Annotated in this window: 18 protein-coding genes; 8 read left to right on the plus strand and 10 right to left on the minus strand. The window is 46.7% G+C overall.

Features of this window, described 5'->3' with window-relative positions:
- Nucleotides 1-241: 241 nt before the first annotated feature.
- Entirely contained in the window at nt 242-2,695 is a 2,454-nt protein-coding gene (locus tag E8M12_RS11315) for a M13 family metallopeptidase (protein ID WP_169303127.1), read from the plus strand.
- Between the two features lie 44 nt (nt 2,696-2,739).
- Here E8M12_RS11315 and E8M12_RS11320 read toward each other — a convergent pair whose 3' ends face one another.
- The 6 genes from E8M12_RS11320 to E8M12_RS11345 form a co-directional block, all read right to left on the minus strand.
- Complete coding sequence (locus E8M12_RS11320) at nt 2,740-4,056, minus strand: tetratricopeptide repeat protein (RefSeq protein ID WP_136736258.1); 1,317 nt, start codon at nt 4,054-4,056, stop codon at nt 2,740-2,742.
- A 17-nt stretch (nt 4,057-4,073) separates the two neighbouring features.
- A complete protein-coding gene (locus E8M12_RS11325; protein ID WP_136736259.1) occupies nt 4,074-4,679 on the minus strand; it encodes an energy transducer TonB in 606 nt (201 codons plus the stop codon).
- Nucleotides 4,680-4,681: 2 nt separating this feature from the next.
- On the minus strand, nt 4,682-5,095 hold the full coding sequence (locus E8M12_RS11330; protein ID WP_136736260.1) for an ExbD/TolR family protein: 414 nt from the start codon (nt 5,093-5,095) through the stop codon (nt 4,682-4,684).
- A gap of 49 nt (nt 5,096-5,144) precedes the next feature.
- On the minus strand, nt 5,145-5,684 hold the full coding sequence (locus tag E8M12_RS11335) for a MotA/TolQ/ExbB proton channel family protein (protein ID WP_136736261.1): 540 nt from the start codon (nt 5,682-5,684) through the stop codon (nt 5,145-5,147).
- 3 nt (nt 5,685-5,687) lie between these two features.
- The gene (locus E8M12_RS11340) at nt 5,688-7,061 is read right to left on the minus strand and encodes a MotA/TolQ/ExbB proton channel family protein (protein ID WP_136736342.1); all 1,374 of its coding nucleotides are present in this window, start codon (nt 7,059-7,061) and stop codon (nt 5,688-5,690) included.
- Nucleotides 7,062-7,130: 69 nt separating this feature from the next.
- Entirely contained in the window at nt 7,131-7,916 is a 786-nt protein-coding gene (locus E8M12_RS11345) for a DUF3450 domain-containing protein (protein WP_136736262.1), read from the minus strand.
- Nucleotides 7,917-8,470: 554 nt separating this feature from the next.
- Between E8M12_RS11345 and E8M12_RS11350 the strand changes: the two genes are divergently transcribed.
- The gene (locus E8M12_RS11350) at nt 8,471-8,917 is read left to right on the plus strand and encodes a hypothetical protein (protein ID WP_136736263.1); all 447 of its coding nucleotides are present in this window, start codon (nt 8,471-8,473) and stop codon (nt 8,915-8,917) included.
- A gap of 173 nt (nt 8,918-9,090) precedes the next feature.
- Here the strand turns inward: E8M12_RS11350 and E8M12_RS11355 are convergent, their stop codons facing one another.
- The 3 genes from E8M12_RS11355 to E8M12_RS11365 form a co-directional block, all read right to left on the minus strand.
- Nucleotides 9,091-11,766, minus strand: coding sequence for a TonB-dependent receptor domain-containing protein (locus E8M12_RS11355; protein WP_136736264.1), 2,676 nt, complete (start codon nt 11,764-11,766; stop codon nt 9,091-9,093).
- Between the two features lie 350 nt (nt 11,767-12,116).
- Entirely contained in the window at nt 12,117-14,906 is a 2,790-nt protein-coding gene (locus E8M12_RS11360) for a beta-helix domain-containing protein (RefSeq protein ID WP_136736265.1), read from the minus strand.
- 364 nt (nt 14,907-15,270) lie between these two features.
- Nucleotides 15,271-15,762: a ribosome recycling factor family protein gene (locus E8M12_RS11365; protein ID WP_136736266.1), complete on the minus strand. Its 492-nt coding sequence runs from the start codon at nt 15,760-15,762 to the stop codon at nt 15,271-15,273.
- Nucleotides 15,763-16,182: 420 nt separating this feature from the next.
- Here E8M12_RS11365 and E8M12_RS11370 point away from each other — a divergent pair, with 420 nt between their 5' ends.
- From E8M12_RS11370 to E8M12_RS11390, 5 genes are all read left to right on the plus strand, one after another.
- Nucleotides 16,183-17,088 (plus strand): MipA/OmpV family protein, encoded by a 906-nt coding sequence (locus E8M12_RS11370; protein ID WP_136736267.1) that lies wholly within the window; start codon nt 16,183-16,185, stop codon nt 17,086-17,088.
- Between the two features lies 1 nt (nt 17,089).
- Nucleotides 17,090-17,485 (plus strand): DUF3019 domain-containing protein, encoded by a 396-nt coding sequence (locus tag E8M12_RS11375; RefSeq protein ID WP_169303128.1) that lies wholly within the window; start codon nt 17,090-17,092, stop codon nt 17,483-17,485.
- Complete coding sequence (locus tag E8M12_RS11380) at nt 17,486-18,190, plus strand: response regulator transcription factor (protein WP_136736269.1); 705 nt, start codon at nt 17,486-17,488, stop codon at nt 18,188-18,190. It begins immediately after the preceding gene.
- 3 nt (nt 18,191-18,193) lie between these two features.
- Nucleotides 18,194-19,498, plus strand: coding sequence for an ATP-binding protein (locus tag E8M12_RS11385; RefSeq protein WP_136736270.1), 1,305 nt, complete (start codon nt 18,194-18,196; stop codon nt 19,496-19,498).
- Nucleotides 19,499-19,737: 239 nt separating this feature from the next.
- On the plus strand, nt 19,738-24,651 hold the full coding sequence (locus tag E8M12_RS11390) for a S8 family serine peptidase (protein ID WP_136736271.1): 4,914 nt from the start codon (nt 19,738-19,740) through the stop codon (nt 24,649-24,651).
- 107 nt (nt 24,652-24,758) lie between these two features.
- On the opposite strand, the gene rdgC is transcribed toward E8M12_RS11390, so the two are convergent.
- Nucleotides 24,759-25,682, minus strand: a complete 924-nt coding sequence (gene rdgC, locus E8M12_RS11395; RefSeq protein WP_136736272.1) for a recombination-associated protein RdgC — start codon at nt 25,680-25,682, stop codon at nt 24,759-24,761.
- A 58-nt stretch (nt 25,683-25,740) separates the two neighbouring features.
- On the opposite strand from rdgC, the gene E8M12_RS11400 reads away from it, so the two are divergent.
- Nucleotides 25,741-26,085 carry a phage holin family protein gene (locus tag E8M12_RS11400; protein WP_136736273.1) on the plus strand — a complete coding sequence of 115 codons (345 nt, stop codon included), beginning with the start codon at nt 25,741-25,743 and terminating at the stop codon, nt 26,083-26,085.
- Nucleotides 26,086-26,188: the final 103 nt, after the last annotated feature.

A 26,188-nucleotide genomic window follows, 5' to 3' on the forward strand; every position in this document is an offset into this window, starting at 1 on the left:
CTTCGAATTTATCTATTTATTCCCTTGTTTTCTCTGAATTATTTGTGGGGATAGCTCAGACTCTGACCCCTTGATTTATCTATCACCTTTAATTTCAACCCCTTAAATTCTTCTGCATTTAACATCCATTTCTGCTCACTTCCCTACCCCCGTTTTTCTGATTCTTGGCTATAGTTAATTCATTAAGCAATAACAATAGTTCGCAGTCTGGAAGATTGCTGCGCAAGAAATGGAAAACCTCATGGTCAAGTACCTGATTTCAACATTTTTACTGCTCACCTTACTCGCCTGTACTTCGGGATCTCGTCAGGCAACCCCCGTATCCTACCGCTCTGGCATTGACCTGGAAAACATGCTGCTGGAAGAATCTCCCGGTAAAAACTTTCATCAATATGTTAACGGTCACTGGCAACAATATGGCGTACTGCCGAGCGAACTTCACCAATACGATGTTTTCGATGAGCTCGAACAGCGCTCTCACGATGCCATCTTACAAATCATTGAACGGGCCGCCAGAACCCGCTATGGGCACGGCACTGACGAACAAAAAGTTGGCGATCTGTATCAGTCGTTTTTAGATTTTAAACGTCGTAACTCGATGGGGATTGCGCCATTAAAGCCGGTGCTCGAGCAAATTAACGCGATTGAGTCTAATGCCGATTTCGCCCGCTACCTGGCCTTTGCCAACAAAGCGGACTACAACCCGCCGTTTGCATTAAGCGTTGAAATCGACCTGGAAGATACGTCACGGTATATGCTGACAACCTGGCAGGCGGGACTTGGCCTGCCAGATAAGCAACATTATTTAAGTGACGAGCAAAAATATCGTGATATCCGCGGTGCTTATCGCCAGCACATAGTAAGTATGTTTGAGCTTGCCGGGATTGAAGATGCTGAGCTCAACGCCAGTAAAGTCATCGCTCTGGAAACTGAGCTTGCCAATCATCACGAAGACAAACCAGACAACCGTGACAAGAACAAACTTTATAACAAATTTCTCTACCATAACCTGCCGCAAATCATGCCTTATTTTGACTGGAAAGAATTTGTCGAAGATGCTGGTTTGTCTAAAAACGTCGAACTGGTCGTGCCACAAATTGATTATCTGCGTGGCCTCAATGAAATGCTGGTTACTACCGAGCTAGAAGACTGGAAACTGTATTTTACCTGGCATGCGATTCATGCCAATGCCAATCATTTGACTCAGAGTTTTGCCCGCCAGCATTTCGCCTTCTATGGGAAAACGCTAAACCAGCAACGAGCAATGAGAAGTGCTAAGTGGCGTGCCGTCAACGTTGTCAATGATGTCCTCGGTGATATCGTTGGCAAGACCTATTTGAAAGAGCACCTGACCACTCAGGTATCGAGAAGCGTACAACAGATTGTCCGCAATCAGGTTTTCGCCCTCGCTTACTGGCTTGATGATATTGACTGGCTTGATGGCGATACCCTGGACATGGCACTGGATAAATTAGCAGAGATGCAGGTTCAAGTGGGTGGCCCAACGATTTGGCAGGATTACCAAAACCTGGAGATCCGCTTTGACGATTATTTTGGTAATCAGCAGCGAGCTGCCATATTTCAATATCAACAACAACTAATGCTGTTAAATCAGGATGTTGACCGCGAACGTTGGCAACAACTTCCGCAATCGGTGCATGTAACGTACCAGCCAGAGTTAAACCAACTCATTATTCCTACAGGTGCGATGCAGCCGCCACTCTATGATCCTGGGGCCGATCAAGCGATAAATTATGGCGCTATGGGCTCTGTGATCGCCGAGGCCTTGATTGCCAGTATCGATAATAACGGTAGAAATTTTGACGATGAAGGGATTTATCAGCCCTGGTGGCAAAACCGTGACAAACGAGAATATCTGCAACTGGCAGCAAACGTAGCCGGTCAATACGATACGCTAGCACTAAGCATTGAACACGAAACACAACTTCATGCCCACGCACTGCTGGCCAAAGCGGAGGCCGAAGCGGAGGCGAAAGCACTTGCCGCCGCCAAATTACTCGAAGAAATTGACGAAGAAAACTCATCTGAACAGCCCAAAGACGGCGTCGGCTCTGATGCCAGAGACGATGAAAACATGGAGGCCCCTGAAACTGAAACCTTGCCTGAGTCAAACCAAAGCGAAAGTTTATCACAACCGGAAAATATGCCAGCCCCGGTTAATGAGGAGTTTCCGCCGATTAATAGCAGTGAGGAAATCAATACCGAACTGACAGCAAACGTTCCGGATGGCAGTGTTCCTGTTGAACAACAAGGTAGTGAAGAGTCGACTGATAGCTCTTATGACAGCTCTGATGGCGGCTCGGAACAAACTAATTTGCCAGCACCACAGTTTCCGATGGTTAATGGAGTACAGACATTAGATAGAAGCTTATCGGATATTAATAGTTTGTCGGTTGCGCTGCGCGGATATCAACGGGCGCTTTCTGGTAGAAATGGCACATCGATTGATGGTTTTACCGGACTCCAACGCTTTTTTATTGGCTACGCTCAGCGTTGGCGTACCCTGTACAGCCCGCAAAGATTAGAACAAATGCAGCAACAGGAGGATTATCTGCCGCTGCGCTACCGGGTCAACGGTGCGGTTCGTAATATGGATGCCTTTTATCGGGCTTTTGATATCCAGGAAGACGAAAGGATGTTTCTGCCCGCTGAGCAGCGGGTCAGGATCTGGTGATAAATCAAGGGGTCAGAGTCACAGACTCTGACCCCTTGATTTACCTAATTTTTAACCTGCGCCAGTTGCATCTGATAGCCCTTTTCCCGCTCCACGTATTGGCTCCACTGTTGCGCCGTTTTTGCAACATCGGCAATCTCTTCTGCCTGGGCAAAGGCTAACAGGGATTGTTCAAATCGTTTCAGGTTAAAGTGCCCAATGCCCATGGCTAAATGCATGTCACCAACGTTGTCTATACCACCTCGGTTTAACGCCTGCTCAGCCGCATCAATGGCCTGCTGCCATTGCTCCAGATTCAGGTACGCCTGCGCCAGCTGCGCATCAAACTCCCCCGTATCACTGATTTTACTGGCTCGCACTAACACCGGTATCGCCTTGTCGTCTTCCTTGGCGAGCATATAACTTTGTGCCAATAACTGCAGGCGTTGCAGGTTAACCGTTAATGAGCCATCGTCCATCGCCCCTTGCAACAAGGTTGCGGCTTTAAAAGGTAACTGATGATAAACATAGAGTTGCGCCAGCGTCATAATGTCTTCTTCCTTAGTGATATAACCAGCCTGCCAGGAAGCTTCCATTACCGCCAGTTGCTTATCTTCTTCACCAATTTCTCCGTACATACCCGACAGTTGTAACCAGTACTGAGGTTTATTAAACAGGCGCACCATTTGCTCCATCACTTGTGTCACCTGTTTCGGTTGCTTGAGCTCGTAATGGGCGGCACGTTTTAATATCAACCAGTTTTCGCGCAGCTCGTCACCATTTTGTTCACTGATGGCAATCGCATTATCAATGGAATTCAAAGCTTTGTGATAATTCTTCTGTTGATAAAAAACCTGGGCAAACAGCACATGCTCATTCGCCGTTAACTCACCATCTTTTTCGGCCTGCCATTTTTTCAAGGCTTGCTCGGCACGGATATAATCCTGCTTTTGCATGTGTAGTTGTGCCAGGGAGTACAAGGTCGACATATACAGCGCATCGGTGATGCCGTCTTTATCACTGACCACCATTTCAAAGTTGGCAATGGCATTATCAATATCATCAATACCGTAATACAAGAAGCCATAAAAATTAAACAGCATGGCTTTCTCGTAACTGTTGAGGCTCGACAACCTGTCTTTGACCGCATCCAGTACTTCGATGCCTTGTTGCGCGTTTCCTGCATCTGCCATCTTCTGGGCTCGGGCCAACTGGCCGTAAACCCGTTCTCGCATTGCCGGTACTCGCTTGGTTTTTCGCGACGGCGACTCTTCTGCCTGGGCCTGATTAAAGATTCCGCTTGTTGCTGCACCCGACCAATCCTGAGCGCAAAACAGCAAGGACGATCCAAGGACAAACAATACGGATTTAGAAAATTTCATTGAGCTCTCCTAACCAGTTAACCATCGATTTCAAAAGTGATTTTATTCTGCACACCAGCCACTTCCTGCGGCTTACCATTTACCACCCGGGGTTTGTATTTGAACTTTAACGCCGCATCCATGGCCGCCTGGTCAAAGATACCTTCAGGCTCGGCTTCAACGACCATTGGATCGCGCACCGAACCGTTGGTTGTCACCGTAAATTCGACAATGACGTAGCCTTCAATTCCCCGTGATTGCGCCCGACGTGGGTAGATGGGTGCAACTTTCACTATCGGTAAATATTCACCATCACTGGTATCAAGCCCCAGCCCCCCTGAAAGCGCAACATCGGCCTGGATATCAGCACTAAAACTGCTGGTTGTTGCCATATCGTTTGGATTGGATTTGGCAACATTTGGAGTCATATTCTGCGGTGGCGGTTGCTCCGGCTTTTTCGGTTTCACCGGCTTGCGCTTTTTCGTTTCAACCGTCTCTTCCTGCTTCAGGCGGATAAAATCCAGTACTCTGCCTTTTGGTGGCTCAGACATGGCTTCATTGCCTGAGCTAATCAGTGTCTGCATTCCCCAAAACAAGCCAAAGGTGACAAACACTGCCAGGCCAAGGGCAAGTAAATATCTCATTGTCAGGCCTCTTGTGCGGCTATGGATACATCAAATACACCAGCCGCCCTGGCAGAATCCATCACCTTAATTAATACCTCGGTGGTGGCCTTTTTATCCGCCTGAATGACTACTGTGCCCTGTGGGTTTTCCGCTTTAAGGCGCTCAATGTTCGCTTGTACAGCGCGAATATCAACACGACGCTTATTAATCCAGACTTCACCCTTATCACTGATCGCCACCAGGATATTGGCACGTTCTTTTTTCAAAGCGGTAGCCGCTTCCGGGCGATTGACCTCGATACCTGCTTCCTTTACGAACGAAGCCGTTACGATAAAAAAGATGAGCAGGATAAAGACAACATCCAGCATTGGTGTCATATTAATTTCTTCATTTTCTTCCTGCTCTTGAAGAACTTTCGTTAATTGTGATCGCATAACAATTTCCTAAATATTTCTGGCGTAATAGCCTGCACTCGCAACACGATTAGTGCGCGGTTGGCATTGCATCTTCCAGTAATTCTGTTTCGCGTTTCGCGAAGCGTTGTAAAAAGCTCGAGGCAAATACCCCAGACAGTGAGCCAACCATTCCGGCCATTGTTGGTATCGTTGCTTTCGATACACCGGAAGCCATTGAGCGAGCGTTACCACTACCTGAGATGGCCATCACATCAAATACTTCAATCATCCCGGTCACTGTACCCAGCAGACCTAACAGTGGACATAACACAACTAATGAATGAATTAATGGCAAATTCTGGTTGAGGCCATTGCTGCCCCGGGAAATTAGCGCCTGGCGAATCTGTTCGCTGTTCCAGCTTTCCCGTTTCGTGGTTGCAACCGTCCGCCGTTGCCAGGTATTTAACATGGTCTTTTTGATGCCACGGTAGCGATAAAAGATGTAAATCAGACGTTCGAAAATCAACAACCACATCAGGCAAACGACGGCGGCAATGACCAGGAGAACCTGGCCACCTGTGTCCATGAACTCCCGAATATCATTCATCATTTCGATGAAAAAGAGCATGGCTTACGCTCCTTTTTCCGAACGTTCAGCAATGATGCCAGCACTTTGTTGCTGCAGAATGCTGATGATATTGCGGCTGCGGGTATTCAGCATGGTAAACAGAAATACCATGGGAATGGCGACTACCAGACCAAGTACCGTGGTTACCAGAGCCTGGGAAATACCGCCAGCCATCAGTTTCGGGTCACCAGTACCGAATAACGTAATCGCCTGGAAGGTATTGATCATCCCGGTCACCGTACCCAACAGTCCGATAAGTGGTGCGACGACGGAGATAATCTTAATCATCGTCAGTTTACTGGAAAGCTTAGGCTGTTCGCGCAAAATGGATTCTGATAATTTCAGTTCCAGAGTATCGACATCAGCCGATGGGTTTTGCTCTTTTACCAGCATCACCCGGCCAAGTGGATTATCATTGGTTGCCTGGTCATTTTTAAGTTGGCGATTTACCTTACGACCAATCAGGAACAAGGACACAAAGCGCTCCAGTGCGATCAACAGTCCGATTGCGCCGATGGCCAGAATGATATAACCGACGGTACCACCTTGCTCGATGCGCTCCTGATTATTCGGAGCCTGAACCAGAAGGGATAAAATTGAACCACCGGTTGGGTCTAGTGCGAAAGCAACCTGCTCATTGTTGGCGGACTCAAGTGCTGATGCGGTCGCTAAATAACGCGAAGATGGCTGACGTTGTAGCTCCGCAACGCTGCCCGTTGCATTGATATACTCAAGGTAGCTGCCGTTGCTTATCAGGTTAAAGTTACCAACCCTAATAACTTCTGTATTGACACTCTCACCATCGGCTTTAACAACCTGACGCTGAAACTTTGCGACTTTAGCGCTTTCGGTCATTTCCCGTTGTAGCTCAAACCACAGCTTTTCAATATCTTCAATCGATGCCAGTTTTGAGGTTGACCCCATAGACTGTGCCAAATCATCAAGAAACGCTTCACGACCCGGGATTTGCGCCGAAATCACCGAATTTTGAAACTTGCTTTTGGTATCACCAGCAACTTGCTGCAACACCCCAAACAACTCTTTCAGCTCGCCCATGCGTTTGTTTAGCGCTTCGGCCTGGTTGGCTAACTTAACCTCGTTTTCCTGATAATTACGTTCCAGTGTGGTGCTTAACGTTACCTGCTCGATGCGTTCGTTATTAACCTGTTTAAGCATCGCATCCTGCTCTGCACGTTTGGCTAAAAATTCCGCTTCACGTTGCTGGTTTTGTTTGCTTTGCGCTATTTTTCCCTGTTCAAGCTGCGATAATAGCTCATCCAGTGATTTTGCTTGTTGTGCCTGGGCGGTGCCAGCCAGGGCCAGAGTACATAGACCCGATGCTATGACTTTCACCGCTGACTTATTAAAAAATGGCATATTCATGATGTTCATTGCTTTATTCGATACAATTGCTGTTAATAATTTCATTGAGTTACCCAGTCCCTGTTATTTAGCCGAATTCACTGGCACGACAATTAAGTCTGGGGCCAATTGTTTGCGGGCAATGCGCAGTCCTTTATTGATGTCAGAACGCATGCTGGTAGGTAGCGCCTGCCATTGGCGAGATTCCTGATCCCAAATGCCAAGGTGAGAACCATCACGTGTCTGGTAAATTAAACTGACCCGACCAATTCTTAAAAAGTCGACATCACGCTCACTACCGTCGACGGTCAGTAAGCCGGTGTAGGCTTCAATGGTTCGGCCGTAATCGGTTTCCACCTGATAGGCCTCCAGTACACGACGGAATTTTTCCGATACCGAAACATTGGCACGGTCGAGCATGCCTTTTAAATCGGCAATGCGGTTGCTGCGCTCTTCTTCTAAAAACGGGACATCGAGGGCGATAAACTGATCGAGAGTGTCGATCATCCGTGTCATCAACGGCGAGATTTGACGCTCAATAATGCTGACCTGTTGCATCGAATCCTGAAGTTGTTGCAGCTCCTGCAATTGGTTGTCCAATTGGCGTTGCATCTGTTCGTTATAGACTTTCAGACCATCGACCTCTTTGCTGAGAGTTTTGAACTGTTGCAACTTGCTTTGGATCTGATCGTTGTAATTATCAATGCGCTGCTGCGATTTTTCCGCGGAAGCATTAATTTGCTGAGAATTGCTAACGACCTGAGTTAACTGCTTTTCAGTAGCTGCTTCATTTTCAAACGCATAGCCGCTTAAGGAAAGTGCACTGCTGCCAAGAACGATTGCAGCGAACACCTTATTGGATGGTTTCATAACTTACCCTTGATTTTAAAAATTCTGCATTGCTTCAGCCTTTTGTGGCGAAACCTAAGCTTTTTTCACTTGGGATAAAGTGTAGTGAGGGAATATGACAATTTGGTTGCAGCTATGTTGCACTTTAATGAAGATGACAGTTTTGTTGCAACATCATGAATGGATTCACTTTTTTGTCACCAACAAATAGTCGTTTGCTCGCGGGTAAATGGCCTGAATCGCGCAAATGCCAGAGTTCTACTATGCTGTAATAATACCAATCACATTAAGTTTGTGCACAACTCAGAGTTAGGGCAGAGGTTCAGTTACAACATAGATTTCATTGATATAGTCATTCTATATTAATGAAATATAGGGCCGTAAATGGGCCTCTCACTCACTCCCTACGGGTGAGTTTTAAAGGCGTTTGAACTGCATTCCTGATTTTGGTTGATTTTGAGATAACGGAATAACCATTCTCTGCAATCAAAGCCTTGTCTAAAAGCCTTTAAATTCTCACTGAGTGAGCAATAATTTAATGTGATTGGTATAAGACCGTCTGTAGGAGGTTATCGATGAAAGCCAATGCACATATCATCACCATCGTGACAAGCGTGTTGTTTGTTATTAGCGGTTGCAGCAGTAACTCTGATGAAATTGCCGCCTTGGAAAATCGGGTGCAAATGCTCGAACAGGCTCAGCAAATCAACAATACCCTGGCCAAAGATACTCATACCAAGATCATTGCCACCATGACCGCCGGGCTCGAAGGCCAGCAACCGAGCATTTTCATGACCCCGGAAGCGAGGTTTTTCCTGGCTCCGGAATACTGGCAGAACAATGTAAGCGACGAGTACAGCCAGTGCGTTTATTCCTGTGCCAAGAATGCCTACGCCGGCTATGAAGCCTGCGGCCTTAATGACCAGGCAATGCAGGATGGCTGCAGCCAGCGGGTACAGGATTCGGCTAAAGTGTGCCAGTTAACCTGTATCAATCGGTTCAGGCCGGTGACGACGCCGTAAAGGAGCTTTAAGCGATAAGAAGCTGTAAGCGACAAGCTGTAAGCGTTAAGTGGCTTCTCCTCGTTTCTAGTTTCTCGTTTCTCGTCTCTAAAAAGCAAAAGGAGCTGTAATAGCTCCTTTTGAGTCAACTTAACGCTTTTACTTACCGCTTAAAGCTTACGGCTTACAGCTTGTTAAAAGTCCCACTTAAACGCAACATCAAAGCCAACACCGTAGGTTGAAGAACGCAATAAGGTGTCTTCAAACTCGATCTGCTTTTTCTCATCGAGAAGGTTGTTTACTTTAAACTTCAACGTCGATGAATACGTTGGGTAATAGGTGTAAACAAAATCGATGGAGTGAAATGGCTGCTCATAAGCATCATCCCTGCCGTCAATGCCTGGAATGATGATACGGTCACCAAACACATTGTAAGCCAGCGTGGCACTGTGATTGCCATTCGGCGCATCCCAACCCAGGTTCAGGTTAATCACGTATTCACTGTGCCCGGTCATACGACGTGTCGGGTTAGTAACCGTGGTGGATACACCGGTTTGTTCAACAACATTCTGAGTATCGATATTTATCTCGGAATCTGAAACAGTAACATTACCAGATAGGAAGATATCTTCACCGATGCCACCTAAGAAATTGAAGTCCTTTAAGAATTCCGCTTCAATGCCATAAACTTCACCATCTTCGGCATTGGCAATTCGGATCAGTGGCGGACCATCCTGAGCCGGAGACTGAACCGCTTCAATCGGTTTGATCATATCCTTGTAGAACAACCCCACCGATAAGTTCTCACCGGTGTCCATATACCATTCCCAACGCAAATCGTAGTTTTTCACCTGGGTGGAAACCACCCTTGGCGTACCGCCGACCGGGAACTCCGTGAGCGGGTCGATGTAGGTCGCCGGTGCGACTTCTCGGATATCCGGGCGCACGGCACTTTCACCATAAGAAGCGCGGAACTGCATTTCTTGGTCCAGCACGTAGGTTAGCGCCACGGCTGGGTAAATATCGTCTTCTTTAAACGCCAGTTTAGCGAGATCGTCGACCGTCGGCTCAGAAGGAATATCGAACTGGCCTGTTGCCGGATCCAGCGGTGCCACAACCTGGCGAAAATCTTCCCAGCGAACACCTGCACTAACACGCCAGGTATTATCGTAAAACCAGTCGATTTCACCATAATAGGCATCTACCATTTGTGCTGACAGATAGTCATCACCAGCGACCGATGTATCACGAATGATGCGCTCATTACCATTAAATGGCTGATTTAAAATGGCATCGTCAGTGAGGATATCATTAACAGCAAATCCGGCTAAATCATAGTTGGCAAAAGCCAGTGTATTCCAGTCAATTCGACGGGCAAAGGCATCACGGGATTTTTCAATAAAATCGCCACCGGCCTTTAATTCAATTTCGCTGCGATCCCAGGTTAACGGTAATGAAACATTGAAACCGTAATTTTCAACACGGTCATTCAGATCCTGGAAGGTATAACGTGAAGCGGTCGTCGCCTTGCGTAACGAACTTTCCGTTTCCAGGTCGAAGATACCGTCTTCATTCTCATCGGCGAGGATAAATCGGGTAGTTACGTTGCCCGGTGCATAACGGCTGGAACGGGCATTGGAATACTTCCAGTCAAATCCCAGGTAATTTAGGGCCGGGAAATTATGTTGACCACGCAGTTGATTGGCCAAAAACTGACGTTCTTCATAAATGGTTTCGTTATCGCGAACACGCAATCCGTCGCTCAATAATACGTTATTGGTATTACCCAGCTTCACTTTCACTTCATCACGGGTGTCGCGAAGAATAATGGTGCTGAAATCAAGGCGATGATCACGGGCATATTCAAAACCTAAGTTAAACATACCGGAGAATCGCACACTGTGCTCGGTTGCATCAACCTGGTCAAAACCGCGAACCAGCGACCAGCTACCATCTTGCTGTTCGGTAAAATCCTGTCCTTCGTACTGCTCGGTTACCTGCCACTCATTATCATAGGACAGAGATGTGAGATAACCGACGCGCAGATCCTGGCCAAAAACATCGTCAAAATCGAAACGATCACCCAAGGCCAGGTCTAAGCCAAAATCCGGATCGACACTATCCATGTAGGGGTCATAATCCCGGTTAAACTGAGCGGCAATCTCACGATTTTCCTGTTGCGTTACGCTATCCAGACCTTGGTAGCTGCGCCACAACTCTTGCAGGCGGGCAGGAGCCGCGCGAGTTCCATCGTCTTCACCGTACCAATCGTTGTCACCACCGTTGTAGGTAAAACCATCATCAAAGTTGTCGGTGTTACCACCGATATTTCCGCCGACCTGTAAGGTAAATTCGGATGGAATGGTTTTTAAGCGAATATCAACGCTACCGCCACCGAAGTGAGCAGGCATTGATGCCGAATAGGATTTTTGTACCGACAGAGATTCAATAATGGCCGATGGAAATAAATCCAATGGAATAACGGTACGGGTCGGATCCGGACTTGGTACCGCGGCACCGTTCAGTGACGTACTGGAGTAGCGTTCTCCTAAACCGCGAACGTAGATGAACTTGCCGTCAACCAGAGTCAAACCGGTAACCCGGCGCAGGGCCGCTGCCGCATCACTATCACCGGTACGGGCGATTTGTTCGGCACCGAGAATATCGGCAACAAACGCCTGATTCTTACGTTCTTCAATTACCGCACTGGCTGTACCCTTCAGGCGACTGGCTTTTACGACAACTTCTTCTATCGCTTCCTGTTCGGCATCATCCTGCGCCAGGGTAACACCCGGAGCGGTGGATAGCATTGCCGTTAATACCGACGTACTAAGCAGGGATAACTGAAATGTTTTTAATTGTGTTTTCATTTTCAACCTCTTGAGAATGGCATCAAAGAATGTCTTTGATGTAGCTGCTCTAGCGTTCAACGAATGAAGGGTGTTGTTTTTACAGACAACACCCTATTCGCTGTAGGGGCTGCTGAGTTTTCAGGGTTGGCTTTTGCAGTGAATTGTTTGGAATCTGGGCAAGGCTTTATCTCTTCGGCGTACCATACGTACGTCGATGAGATAAAACGAAGTTCAGATTTAAAACAAACGCTGTTCGAAGAATTCATTTGAGTTATCACTCCCCATGCTTCGTTAACACGCATGAATCGACGATACGCTCTTCGCAAATGAACAAAAGTTAACCTCGAATATTCAGGAGCCCCTCTAGGCTATTCCAAGCCCACAGTCCATCCTGCAGTCCAGTCATTATCAGCACTTACCGCACCGATGTGGTTGGCATCATCGAAGAACGCATCGCCAGCAAAGCTTTTAGGTGCAGTGGTATCGATGGTAAAGATGCCATCAAGCACGTCTGCTTGTGATGCCTGTACAGAGTTACCCATTTGACCCAGCACCCAGGTACCTAAATCAAACGCCGTGCCGTCAGATTCTGCGGTATTCTTGAAGTTCTCACCACAGGCAAATACCGAGTTGGTGATCACTGTGTCGCCATTTAGTGCCTGGTCAACGGTAAGGCCCGCTTCCATTTCGAAACACTCACCCATACCTGCGCTACCGGTTACTACAAAGTTGTGTAGCTGGGCGCGAGTACCTTCACGTAGGTAGATACCTTCTGAATCTTTGTCGGCGGTGTCGAAGTCATTACCGATAATGGTCATATTGGCAATGGTCGGGTTGGATTGCGGTTGCTTACCCGGGGTTGAACCATCATTGTCCGCTTCAATGGCCCGGTTAGATTCACCATTATTGGCATCGTGCTTAACCAATACGTATTGCAGGTTGCCTTTAAAGCCATTATCCCAGTCAACACTGTCATCTTTGTTTGATGTCAGTACCACATACTTGGCATTAACGTTACCACCGAAGAACTCGATACCATCGTCAGCATTTTCGTGAACCTGGATGTACTCAACTTTTGTACCGCTACCGACACCACCAAAGGTAATACCATTTAGTTCGTTATCCGGAGCGATTTCGTACCCGGCGTGCTTTACGACGACATAGCGAAGTGTACCCGAGCTGTCATCTTCCTGAGTACCACCGAATACCGCACCTTCCTGGACGCCTTCAACCTGAAGGGCACAGGCACTGCCGTCGGTAGGACATTTGTTTGATGGCGCATTACCCAGCAGAACAATTCCACCCCACTGGCCAGAACCTGTGATTCCGCCATTAACATCTTCGCTTGATGTGAAGGTGATTGGATTTGCCTGAGTACCCATGGCATTGATTTGCGAACCACGGCTCACTACCAGGTAATCATCACCTGAACGACCAAAAATGGTGGTACCGGCTTCGATATTCAGTACCGCAGAGTCAACATTATCACCACCAACAAATACCGGACCGTCGAGAGCGTATAGGTTATTGCTGGTTAAGGTCAGGTTAGCGGTCAGTTGACCAGAGATTTCACAGGTCGTAGTACCATTTACCGGAGAAATGGCAGTGGTGCCAGCCGGACAGCCTTCAGCTTCCACGGCAGCCGTCACTTCACCGCCACCAAAACCGAATGCCCAGCCCTGACGCCAGTCATTATTGCCATCAAACGCACCGATGTAGTCGGTGGTATCGAAAAATGCACCTTCCGTGTTAGCCACATCCTGACCCGCACCTAATAATGGCGAATTGGCATCTGGCGTACCGTCAGAGCTAACCAGGATAGATGAATAAACACTGTTCGAGGTCTCTGCCAAAAACCAGCTTTCCAGATCCAGCAATACGCTGCCATCAGCGGCTTTGGCATCTTTGAAGTTTTCGCCATTGGCACAAGCCATGACCGAGTTCTGGATGATAATTTTGCCGGAATTGGCGTTATCGACGGTAACGGAAGAAACATCACCACCTTCAAATTCCAGACACTCACCCATTTCTGAAGGACCGGTCACAACCGTGTTATAAATGCGCGCCGCGGTACCCTCACGCAGATAAATACCTTCTGAATCTTTATCGGCAGTATCGAAGTTATTACCTATGATGGTCATATTAGCAATCGCAGGATTGGATTGTGGCTCTTTATCCGGTGTAGAACCATCGTTATCGGCTTCGATGGCACGGTTTGCTTCACCGGCATTAGCCGCGTGGGCAACATAAACGTGCTGCATCATGCCACGGTAGCCGTTATCCCAGTCGATAGAGTCGTCTTTATTGCCGGTTAACACTAAGTGTTTAACGTTTACCGCGCCGCCGAAAAACTCGACACCATCATCAGCGTTGGCGTGTACCTGAATGTAATCAACGTCAGTTGCTGAACCGACACCACCAAAGGTAATACCGTTTAATTCGTTGTCTGGGGCAATTTCATAACCCGCATATTTAACAATTACATATTTTAAAACACCGGAATCATCTTCCCAGTTATCACCACCGAAGACACCGCCTTCGGCAACGCCTTCGACCTGCAGCGCACAATCACTGCCATCAGAAGGGCATTTATTAGAAGGCGCATTACCTAAAATAACCAACCCCCCCCATTGACCGGCGGTGGTTTCTTCACCCTTAACATCCTGCAGTGACGTAAAGATAATTGGCTTAGAGGCGCTACCTTCAGCATTAATTTTACCGTCACGGTGTACCAGCAGGTAATCATTACCCGATTGTCCGAACAATACCGCACCCGGCTCAATGGTTAAATTCACTTTGTCGGCAACATTCGCAGCACCAGTACCGACCTGCAGGTCTTCACTGATCGCATAAAATACTGGCTTGCCATTGGCTGATGACAATAAGGTTGTATCTTCAAGAATGGGGTCACGAAGGATTTGCACCTGAACGTCAAAACCTAAAGCCGCAGTAACTTCTGCGGTAAGCGCTGACGAACCAACACCTGGCAGTTCTACGTTACTGCCGCCACCGTCACCGTCGCCACCATTGTTGATGATGGTATCACCAACAGAGTTATCGACGTTCGATTCAAGATTGATATCGCCACCACAACCGGCCAATGTAAGACCTGCCGCAATCGCGCTGAACTTAAACAACTGTGTTATTTTGTTTTGCATTTTGCTGCTCCGCAGAGAATAGAAATAAAAAATTCCCAATCATAGTACTGAGCAAAAATGACAGTTTTGTTTTAGTAATATGGTGATTTGATGTAGAAATTATTACAGGAGTGTGACAACGGCATTTTCACGAGGAGATGAAACCGACCCAAAACCAGTTAAATCAATTAAAATCAGATAGTTAAAATAAAAAACTTTCACAAAGTTGCAAACTATAATTCATCGAATTGTCATTTGCGAAATAATCGGCTCTAGACTACCAACCGTTTATAAGTTCATGAAAGATAGTATAAAACAATCCGTTTTCGGATATACGTACAAAATAACTAGCCATAGAAAACCATGTTAAATAAAGGTTAACCAACTAGTTTTCATCCTGCCACTCATAGATATCAATTGCTGAACGGGCTTCGGCGATGGTGCAGTTAGCCAGAACCACCAGTTCCTTGACACTAATCCCCGGATTTCTGGAAACCAGGTTTACTAATTCTTTTTCGGTAAGCTGGCCACGGCTTTCTTTAATTTTCTTCAGCACCCATTGCCAACTGACTTCCTCGGTTTGCTCTAACGAATGGATAAGTGTCGTTAACTGATCGCGATTTGCAGATAACCGCCAATTGCGGGAACGGCCAATTCGGCTCAGCTCTGCCCCACTGTCGCGAATGATGGCTTTGATTTCATACGCCCGCATTACACGTCGTAAAAATGAAGGAAGCAATATGTGAATTAACTGCGCCATGTCTATTGAATACATTGCAAAAATTAGCAAACAGAAGCGCAGTATATCAGCAGAAAAAGCACATTGCATTTCGAGCACACTGTATTCCTGGCACATTGCATTTCGAGCACACTGCATTCCTAGCACATTGCATTCCTGGCACACTGCGTTCCTGGCACATTACATTCCTAGCACATTGCATTCCTGGCACACTGCATTCCTGGCACACTGCATTCCTGGCACACTGCGTTCCTAGCACATTGCATTCCTGGCACATTGCATTCCTGGCACACTGCGTTCCTAGCACATTACATTCCTAGCAGCTAGTTGCTAGGCGCAATCTTCGATTGCATGCTAGGAACGATTTCCAATTGTGTGCTCGAAACTAAATCTTTGATTTCGTGTGCTCGAAACTAAATCTTTGATTTCTTGTGCTAGAAACTAAATCTTCGATTTCGTGTGCCTGATTGATACAAAATGGTACACAAGAATCATTGACTCAAACCGGACCTGACCATAAAGATAAGGTCAGTAGAAGTAAGTTGTTACGAATAATAAATGTGGTCAAAAAGTGGCGACAGAATAAAAACAATACTACGCAACACTTGTGTTTGTACGCTGATTATTCTGTCTGTATCTAAGACGCAAGCCAAACAAAGCTATGAAGATATTTACCAGGCGCAGTCAGGTTGGCATCTGGGTATGGCTGCTGGCTATGGAAAAGTTGATAACCCGGTATACCAGGGTCGAGACATTCCCTTAGTCCTGATCCCAAAATTCGAATTCTACTGGGGTGATTTTGCGATCAACAACAGTCAGTTGATTTATACTCCCTGGCAAAATCACTCCACCACCTTTTCCTTTTTAACCCGGGTTAATGAAGACGGCCTGTATTTCATCGATGATTTGTTAGCAGCTTCCGCGGGTGCCGCCTTTTTTCAGCGTCCTTTCATGAGTGATGGTGGACCAAGTCAGCAAAAAGCGATCACAGAGCTTCCCCTTATGCGCGGCAATATGGAGCGAATCGATGACAGAAAGATATCCGTTCTCGCCGGTATGGAAGTCAATCACGACTGGCAAGACTGGCGCCTCAGTGCCGCCTGGTACCAGGAGGTTAGTAATTATCATCATGGTAATGAAGCATTTGTGAGTATTGCCAAAGCCTGGCACGGACAATCACACTTATGGTTAACCAGCCTCGAGTTGCAATATCAGAGTGAGGATTTACTGCAATATTACTATGGCACCAGATTAGCCGACTGGGTCGCCGGATTTGGCCGATTTCAGCCTGATTCAGCGCTCAATACCAGTATAAAGATCAGCTATCGTTACAACATTAACCAGCAATGGGATTTTATTGCCGAAGCCCGAGCCCAGCGTCTCGACTCGATGTTGAATGAGAGCCCATTGCTGGAGCAGCAACATTTATATTCTTTCTTTGCGGGATTTGCCTGGAGCTTTTAGGATGGGCAGACTCGTGAAGCAAAGTACAACTTATCTGATAGCCCTGCTGGTACTGGGCTCACAATGGGTTTACGCCCAGCAGCCACGACAGTATTTTGAGATATCGCCGAACCGTTGCCTGAGCAAAGATGATCAATGCCGCCTGACGACAAATCTGTCCTGGCATGTTAATGACCATTTCCAGGTCTGTCTCAAAATTTATGAGCGCCAGGTCCGAATATTTTGCGACCTGCCGGCCAGCATGGAGAAATATTCGTTGGAGCTGTTGAGTCACGAGGATATCCGCATTGACATTACCAACAGGGAACAAACCAAACTGTTAGCGACCCAGCGTATTGAAATTCTCCACGTTAACGAGCGCAACCCCAGACGTCGTATAGCCTGGAGTATCTTTTAAATGGATCAACATTCAATATTATACATAGAAGATGATTGCAAGCTGGCCAAACTGGTTAGTCGTTACCTGCAAAGTCATGGCTTTACCGTTACCCACCATGAGCAGGGGTATCCCGCGGTGTTTGCCGCGCAAACGCAAACCTATGACCTGATACTCCTTGATATTGGTCTGGCAGATATGGATGGTTTTGAAGTGTTTCGCGAACTCAAACAAATCACCACTTCGCCGGTTATTTTTATGACCGCAAGACAAAGCCAAATCGACCATATAGCAGGCTTAGACCTGGGCGCTGAAGATTACCTGACAAAACCGGTAAGCCCATCGATTCTGTTAGCAAGAATCAACCGCTGTTTACGCCGTAAACACACGACTCCCTCATTACAGAATCGCTACCCGGCAATGAAATTTGGCTCCCTGGATATCAATAAATCACAAATGCAGGCATTTATTGATGGTCAATCTTTACAACTTACCAATGCGGAATTTTCCATATTAGTGCAACTTGCCAGTAAGCCCGGTGAAATGGTTAGCCGAGAACAACTATTCGATAAAACCATAGGTCGCCAATATGATGGTATGAATCGCACTATTGATGGTCGGGTCAGTCGTCTGCGTAAAAAACTGGGCGATGATGTGAATGGTCCGGAAAAAATAAAAACCGTTTGGGGTAAAGGTTACATTTTTATGCCCAATGCCTGGCAATAGTCTATGTTCCGCCTTTATCTTTCGCTTTATCTCACCTGCGCTTTGTGCCTGGGCACCAGCGCCTGGTTTCTTGAGACCTATTACAGCCAGACCGGACGACTCAGCAACCTGGAAAAACAATTAATTGAAAGCTACCTCAACAATGGTGAACACCCCGACAACATAAATGCCGACAGCCTGTTGAGTAAGGTGCCGTTAGACAGCCTGCACTTATCACAGGAACTGTATCAGCAACTGCAGACAGGGCAGATACTAACGGTCGAGGACAGCCTGCAGCAATGGTACTTTTATCAGTTAAATGACAATGCCACTGAGGTAACAATCTTTGGTCCATTTACGGCTACCGGCGATGACAATGCCTCATTAATTAAGTTTATCTTTTACCTGAGCATCGCCGTCGCGGTTTTTCTCGGCAGCTGGCCCTTGTTCCGCGATTTAAATCGCCTGCAACTTGCTACCTACGCCATAAGTCGCGGTGTACTAGGGAAAGATATCCAATTCTCACGATTTTCAATGATCAAAGATATTGGTGACACCTTCAATCATATGAGTCAACAACTCAGTCGTCGGGTAACAACCCAAAGGGAGCTGATCAACGCAGTTTCGCACGATTTTCTGACGCCAATCTCAAGGGCCAAGTTTGCGCTTGAGGTGCATGATGATGAGCAATGCCACAGTCTGAAAAATGTTGACTTAATGCAGGATCTGGTTGAGCTGGAAATACTGGTCGAAGAGTTTCTCACTTATGCTGAGTTTCAACAATGCAAACCGCAGTTTGTATACCGGTCATATACCAGTGGTGACCTCATTATGCCGTGCATTAGCAAGTTTTCAGTATATAGCGACCTGGACATTAACCTGACCGATCAGCAGCAGAATATCTTTGTCGATCAGCGAAGTTTTCAACGAATCCTGCAAAATCTGCTTGGCAATGCGGTTCGTTTTGCCCGCAAGCGTATCATCGTGTCAATTCAACAGGCATCGACATATTGGGAGTTATCCGTCAGCGATGATGGACCTGGCATCGCCGAAAATAAAAAGGCCGGGCTACTAAAAGCATTTAATCAGGATGAAAAGGGTAATGAAGAAATATATCAAGGTGTGGGTTTAGGCCTCGCCATCGTCAAGCAATTATGTATCTGGCAACAAGGTCAGTTACGGGTCGATAGCTGCCCTACCCTGAACGGCGCTCGATTTACCATACGAATTCCACACCCTAACTGCGCCCTGGATAAGGATCAGCGACCGCAATCAACATCCCTTCGATATGAGGGAAATGATTCACTGTTCGCTCCCGACCCAAGGTAACGATGATGTTGCTCCATTTCAGGGAGCCAGTTCGATGATTGCCTGCCCGTTCAATCACACAACTAAAAACTCAGCCCTCAATTTGTACCAACCTGTATCAAACTGTACTTTAGTTTGCCAATTCATTGACCGAATTTGCTAACCACAGGAATCTAACAAAGTTAAAAACCGCAGGTTTTATGCCATCATTTTGACGGTAAAAACCTGTAACTCATTAATTTAAAAGTTAAAGGACTTTTATGTTTAACTTAAAGAAAGTTTCTGTGGTGGTAGCCTCAGCACTGTACGCCAGTGCCGTTGGCGCCAGCGCCACCAATGCGCCGCAGTCTGGCTGGTTAGAAGCACCAGCCGACTATCAGGCGCCAAAACCGCTGGAGCGAGCCGAATACCCGGGCATCGCCAACCAGCAAACCAAAAAGCAACATAAAGTATTTCAGGCTGAAGCCGATATCAGCGGCGTACAGACCTACATTGTACAACTGGAAGATCAGCCTGTTGCAACTTATGGCGGTGAATTACAAGGCTATGCGGCTACCCAACGTCATGTTTTGGCGGCACGACAAACTAAAAACCAACCGCTGAACCTGGCACAACCAGATATCGCCAGCTATCGCAGTTACCTGGATAGCAAGCGCCAGCAATTTGTACAAAATGCCAGCCGCCTGCAAGGACTAAACATTCATCCAGAGCGCGAATTCAGCGTGGCGTTGAACGGTTTTACCACCCAAATGACCCAGGATGAAGCGATTCGCCTGGCCAAAGTTCCTGGCGTCAAACACATTACCCGCTCAAAAATCTACGAGTTACAAACCAGTGGCACTATCGGCCAGACCGGTGCGGATAAAGTCTGGCAACACCCTGTCCACGGCGACAACATGGGTGAAGGTATCGTTGTCGGTATCATTGATACCGGGATCAACACCGATCACCCGTCATTTGCCGAAGTAGGCGGTGATGGCTATGTACATACCAATCCACTAGGTGCAGATACCTTCCTCGGTGACTGTGTCGACTCGCCCCAATTGTGTAATGATAAACTCATTGGTGTCTACTCTTACCCGGAAATCACCCAGGCTTATTCGGATCCGGTATTTGCCGAATCCCGCCCAGAAAACGGTGAAGATTATCACAGTCACGGTTCTCACGTTGCCGGTACCACGGCCGGTAACATTATTTATGATGTACCATACAAGCTGAAAGACAGCGCGCCGCAAGGCTCAGGCATGGATACCAACCTGATTTTCCCTCAGGCATCGGGTATGGCGCCACACGCGAATATTATTTCTTATCAGGTATGTTGGCCTGGTGGACAAGGTGACCCTTATGCCGGATGTCCTCACACAGCATTACTGTCTGCAATTGAGCAGGCGGTGATCGATAACGTTGATGTTATCAACTTCTCTATCGGTGGCCTGGAACAAGATCCATGGCTGGATCCGATTGAACAGGCGTTCTTTAATGCAGCCCAATCCGGTATCTTTATCGCCGCAGCGGCCGGTAACAATGGTGATTATCTGGGAACTGCCGATCACTCATCGCCATGGCTGACCAGTGTGGGTGCCCACACGCCAAGCAAAAAAGCAGGTTTCAAGGATAAGCACCTAACGAACCTGTCTGGCGGTGATACAGAAGCACCACAACCCATGTCTGGTGTATCCATCACCTTTGAAGAAATCTCTGGTCTGTTGGTTAACGCTGCAGATTTCCCAAACCCTAATGAGAATTACTCCTGGAATATGGCAAACTGTGATAAGCCATATCCTGAAGGTACATTCGATCTGGCCGACGATCCTGAAACCCTGGATATTGATGAAAGCCAGCAAAATGTGATTGTTGTCTGTAAGCGCAGCAGCAGCCCACTGTATTATAAGGCTGCCAATATTGCTGAAGGTGGTGCCGAAGGTATGGTGGTATATAACCGCTCCAGTTGGCAGGACAATAGCCCAATTCCAGCAGTACCGCATCCGCTGCCAGCAATACATATTACTTATGCCGATGGCATGGATTTAGTTGACTGGATGGCATCTGGTAAAGGCCACATGGGTACTATCACACCGACAGAAGCTTATGAAGAAGACGTCGAAGATGAAATGATGGCTTACTTTTCCAGCCGCGGTCCTTCTTATTTTGGTCTGGATACACTAGTCGTCGATATCGCTGCACCGGGTGTAGACGTATACGCACCTGGCTCAGATGATCAGCCGTTTACCAATAACCCTGGTACTGCTGACTGGATGAGCATGTCAGGTACGTCGATGGCGAGCCCACATGTTGCCGGTGCTGCTGCTATTTTGCGCCAGTCTCACCCTGACTGGTCACCGATGGAAATTCAATCAGCGTTGCTATTAACCGCCAGCAATGACTTACAGAATTCCACCTTCCTCGACAGTTATTCACCTAGTGGTTGGGATTCCGGCTTACAGGACATGGGTGCGGGTCGAATGAATGTAGACCTGGCTGACAAAGCTGGCCTGATACTTGATGAGTCGATGGAAAACATGCAGGCTGAAAACCCGAATTTAGGTGGGTTTGAGAAACGCCTGAACACGGCTTATATGGTCGATACAGAGTGTGTCAGCGAATGTTCATTTGTTCGTAACTTTAAAGCCACCAAAGATGGTAGCTATCAAGTATCGACTGAGACCTGGATTGGCGACTTTGATATTGAAGTTGAACCTATGTCGTTCGACATTAAAGCCGGTGAAACCCAGTCAATTGTTGTCACTGCCAGATCGAAAAAGTCCAACAGTGCGGTTAAATTCTATGATTTGACCGGTAATCAAGGCCAGGTAATCTTAACCCCTGCCGACGATTCTCCGGTATTAGAGTTGCCGGTATGGACCTATAACGGTAACTCGGGTTTGCCCGATCACGTAATGATCAACGCGCACCGTACCTCGGCTACCACCAATATTGGACCGTTTAATACTCGTGAGATCACTGAGTTGTCAACGCAAAGCTATGGCCTGGTCAAAGGCATGGGTGAAACCGCCCATCTTTATTATGACGAGAGCAGCGAAGATCCGTTTAACCTGACTGAAAACGAAGCTTTGGAAATGGTCAACGTTAACCATGTGGAATTAACCGAGGTTAGCGAAGGCAGTAAAATGCTGATCAGCCGTGTTGTTGGTGACAATGTCAATGATGCCCTGGTGTTCATGGGACAAGATTTAAATAATGATGGTCATGCAAGCTATGACGAATTGTTATGTATGTCTACCGACTACAACTCGGCGAATTTCTGCTCCGTTGTCGATCCAAACCCGGGCACCTACTGGACCGTGATCATGAATACCGATCGTCCAGGCTGGAATGAAGAGGACATGGGCCGGGAAATTTCTTTTGTGACCGCGGTGATAAATGGTGATAACCAAAACCTCACCATTACGGGTGCGGAGCAAATCCCGGGCTACGAAGAGTATCAACTGAAATTAAACTACCAGTTACCAGACATGGAAATCGGTGATTACTATTTCGGTGGCTTTGATATTGGTTCAAACGCCAACGATAAAGGTAACCTTGGTTTTATTCCGGTGACTATCACGCAAGTTGATGAAGACGTGACGTTCACTGTTGCTCAACCTAAAGCAAAAGCTGGTGATATCGTTGATTTCAATATCAGTGTCATTGCGAATAATGAGCAACAAGCCCGTGACTTCACCCTGCAGGCGACCCTGCCAGACAGTATTCAGATCATTCCTGACAGCATTGTCGCCTCGAATGCAACGCCAGCAACACCGGAACTAACTGACAATGTACTGTCGTTAACTGGTACTCAGGAAACGACCCGTGATGTTGTTCGTAATTATAAAGTTACAACCAACGTAACGGATGAGATGTGTTCCCTGACTGCAGGTAGATCACCGTATCCGGGTTATATTGATTTAAGACCTTTTGGATGGCGAACCCTGGAAGATGTGCAAGGACGTTACTACAACGAGTATGAATATTCATTGAAAGACTTGATGAGCTGGGATGAAGATATTGCCTTCCCATTCTTTAACAAGTATCACTTCACCTCGATGAAGATTAACCCGGCAGGTTTTATAACGTTTGGCACTCAAGGACGGGCAACGCCTAACCATGTCGAGTTTCCTCGCGGGGCGGCCTTCCCACCACCACCGAAGTATATCATCGCCCCTTTCTGGGTTGGTGATAATACAATCCCAGAACGTGTCGATTCCGTTTATCCAAACCACCATCTTAATGCCGGTGTAACACCAACTTATACCTGGGACAGAGAATGGTTAGTACTGGAATGGGATAACGTTGAGCGTGCCTACAGCGATGGCCAGATGGTCGACTTTGAAATGTTCATGAGAATGAACATTAATTTTGAGCCTGGTGAATATGAAATGATGTTCGCCTACGACAATGTCGAGCTGGCAGATGCTCAGGGTTCAATCGGCTTTAAAGCGGCAGATGGCAGAGTCCTGATTGATGGCGATATCCCGATGGATCTCAACATTGGTGACTCCGTTGCCTTTAACAACCTCGATGAAGTTGTGAGCGATGAGTTCGTTGTTTGTATGGATTATACCGGTCCGGAAGAATCACGATTCAACGTCAGCTTCCAGGCTTATGTATCGGAAGCGGCGGCTGGACAAACCCACGTTATCGAACTGGAAAATGGCCTGGTTGGTTCTGAAAATGAACAGTTATCGTTAACCCTCGATGTGACTGGTAATATCCAGATTGCTGAAATCGGCGATATCACTATCATGGAAGGTGAACAAGCAAGCTTCAAAGTGAACTATGCGGATGAGAATCCGGTAAGTAACATCATTGAAGTGATGGCTGACAATGTCACTGCGGAAGTTTCCGGTCATGAATCAGGTAGCATGGTTACCCTGACTCCAGAAACCGGTTATAACGGTACCGTTGAAGTGATGGTAAAAGTGTCCGATAGTGTCAATGCAGGCGATGCTGCGGTAACCAGATTCATGCTTACGGTTGAATCTGATGGCATTGAACTGGGTTGTACCGATGATACGGCAACCAACTTTGATGAAAACGCCAATACCGATGACGGTAGCTGTGAATATCCGCCGCAACCACCAGGACAGGAAAAGAAAAAGTCTGGTGGTAGTAACTCTATCCTGGCACTTCTGGCCTTGATGGTGATGGCAGGAATGCGCAGACGCATCCGTTAATACCCGCTTTATTCCAATGTAGATATGATAAAGCCCGGTTTGTTTACACAAACCGGGCTTTTATTTTGCTTGAAATAGCCAGCTGTTTGGCTATCTATTCTGCTCTCTTATTCTGTTTCCAGGTAGCTATCGGTGCGCAAGCCAAACTGCGTCAATAAATCATCAATAAAGCGATTTAGCTCGCCTGTCATCAGGGTAAAATCTGCATCAATTTTTACCAGGATGTCGTCACTCTGGATATCGGCATTTTGTTCGTGGATGACATCAAAGAATTTAACCCGCTTCACGCTTAAATCATCGGCCAGGACACAAGACAGGGTTTGATCCCAGTCAAAGGCGATTTTCACCACCTGTTTATCGGTATTTAAATGAGCGAGCATTTCATCAGACAGTAAATCCTGGTTTTTGCAGCGGATTATTGCCGCATCTTCACCCAGCGCTTTTAACTCACCTTCAAAACCAATTAAAAATTGTTCCGGCAGGTTCTGCTCTAATAACCAACTGGTCATAATAGTTTCAGCGCCGGTTTCCGGGGCGAATGAGGTTACCGGTAAACTGCCCAGCGATTTGCGCAGTAGCGCAAGAAAGTCTTCCGCTTTAGAGCGTGACGAGGTATTGATGACAATAATGTTTTTGGCCGGGCAGATATATCCCTGGGTATCACTAATCCGGGAAAATGCTCGCGGCAACAACTCAAAGGTAATATCTTCTTTAAATTGTTCTTTTTCTTTTTTGGTAGCTTTGCGAGAATGCTCCTGTTCAAGCTGTTCTACTTTCTCGTCAAGTGCTTCTTTAACTACCGATGCTGGCAGGATTTTCTCTTCCTTGCGAGCCGACAACAAAAAACAGCCATTAGCATGATGAAGTAGACGCTGGCCGTGTTTACCTAGTGCATTGCTCCAGCCAAAATGTGACATTTCGGTTTTGCCACACGGACGAAACTGGTTTTCCTGGAGTTGGCTTTCAAGCTCGTCTTCGTTTATGGTAAATGGACGGGTAAATGCAAAAATATATAAATTTTTAAACCACATGGAAATATTCCTGTCCCCTTAATTGAACATCGGGGATCTTTACTGAGAAGAATTTGAGATGGGCATCATAACCAATATTTTATTGCTGAGTATATCTATTTTTTTAGTTTCGAAAATGATGTCGTCGATTCATCTGAAAAGTTTCTGGACCGCTGTGGTAGTAGCGATCGTTTATAGCATCGCTGATATTCTCTTATTCTGGTTGCTGGTGATTATTTCGATGCCATTGATCATCATCTCGTTTGGCCTGTTTGTGTTTATCCTTAATGCGTTTCTGCTCTGGCTTACCGATCAATTACTCGACGATTTTGAAATCGAAAGTTTTGGCGCTACGATAGTCGCCTCATTTATCATCACTGTGATTAATTTAGTTCTGGGCTGGATATTTTTACCTGGGGTCTGATAGGAATAACTATCAGAAACAACGCCGAGTCCGCTAGTAATGACAATTCAAGGGAGCTTTATTGAACGATAGAAAAACGTTCAGAGCCTGTTCTCTTAAAGCG

Origin of the sequence: Thalassotalea mangrovi (assembly GCF_005116735.1) — a bacterium.
In the GTDB taxonomy this organism is placed as follows: domain Bacteria; phylum Pseudomonadota; class Gammaproteobacteria; order Enterobacterales; family Alteromonadaceae; genus Thalassotalea_A; species Thalassotalea_A mangrovi.

Coding starts and splice junctions, on each gene's coding strand:
- E8M12_RS11315 (WP_169303127.1), top strand. CDS start 242: ATGGTCAAGTACCTGATTTCAACATTTTTACTGCTCACCTTACTCGCC.
- E8M12_RS11320 (WP_136736258.1), bottom strand. CDS start 4,056: ATGAAATTTTCTAAATCCGTATTGTTTGTCCTTGGATCGTCCTTGCTG.
- E8M12_RS11325 (WP_136736259.1), bottom strand. CDS start 4,679: ATGAGATATTTACTTGCCCTTGGCCTGGCAGTGTTTGTCACCTTTGGC.
- E8M12_RS11330 (WP_136736260.1), bottom strand. CDS start 5,095: ATGCGATCACAATTAACGAAAGTTCTTCAAGAGCAGGAAGAAAATGAA.
- E8M12_RS11335 (WP_136736261.1), bottom strand. CDS start 5,684: ATGCTCTTTTTCATCGAAATGATGAATGATATTCGGGAGTTCATGGAC.
- E8M12_RS11340 (WP_136736342.1), bottom strand. CDS start 7,061: ATGCCATTTTTTAATAAGTCAGCGGTGAAAGTCATAGCATCGGGTCTA.
- E8M12_RS11345 (WP_136736262.1), bottom strand. CDS start 7,916: ATGAAACCATCCAATAAGGTGTTCGCTGCAATCGTTCTTGGCAGCAGT.
- E8M12_RS11350 (WP_136736263.1), top strand. CDS start 8,471: ATGAAAGCCAATGCACATATCATCACCATCGTGACAAGCGTGTTGTTT.
- E8M12_RS11355 (WP_136736264.1), bottom strand. CDS start 11,766: ATGAAAACACAATTAAAAACATTTCAGTTATCCCTGCTTAGTACGTCG.
- E8M12_RS11360 (WP_136736265.1), bottom strand. CDS start 14,906: ATGCAAAACAAAATAACACAGTTGTTTAAGTTCAGCGCGATTGCGGCA.
- E8M12_RS11365 (WP_136736266.1), bottom strand. CDS start 15,762: ATGCAGTGTGCTCGAAATGCAATGTGCCAGGAATACAGTGTGCTCGAA.
- E8M12_RS11370 (WP_136736267.1), top strand. CDS start 16,183: ATGTGGTCAAAAAGTGGCGACAGAATAAAAACAATACTACGCAACACT.
- E8M12_RS11375 (WP_169303128.1), top strand. CDS start 17,090: ATGGGCAGACTCGTGAAGCAAAGTACAACTTATCTGATAGCCCTGCTG.
- E8M12_RS11380 (WP_136736269.1), top strand. CDS start 17,486: ATGGATCAACATTCAATATTATACATAGAAGATGATTGCAAGCTGGCC.
- E8M12_RS11385 (WP_136736270.1), top strand. CDS start 18,194: ATGTTCCGCCTTTATCTTTCGCTTTATCTCACCTGCGCTTTGTGCCTG.
- E8M12_RS11390 (WP_136736271.1), top strand. CDS start 19,738: ATGTTTAACTTAAAGAAAGTTTCTGTGGTGGTAGCCTCAGCACTGTAC.
- rdgC (WP_136736272.1), bottom strand. CDS start 25,682: ATGTGGTTTAAAAATTTATATATTTTTGCATTTACCCGTCCATTTACC.
- E8M12_RS11400 (WP_136736273.1), top strand. CDS start 25,741: ATGGGCATCATAACCAATATTTTATTGCTGAGTATATCTATTTTTTTA.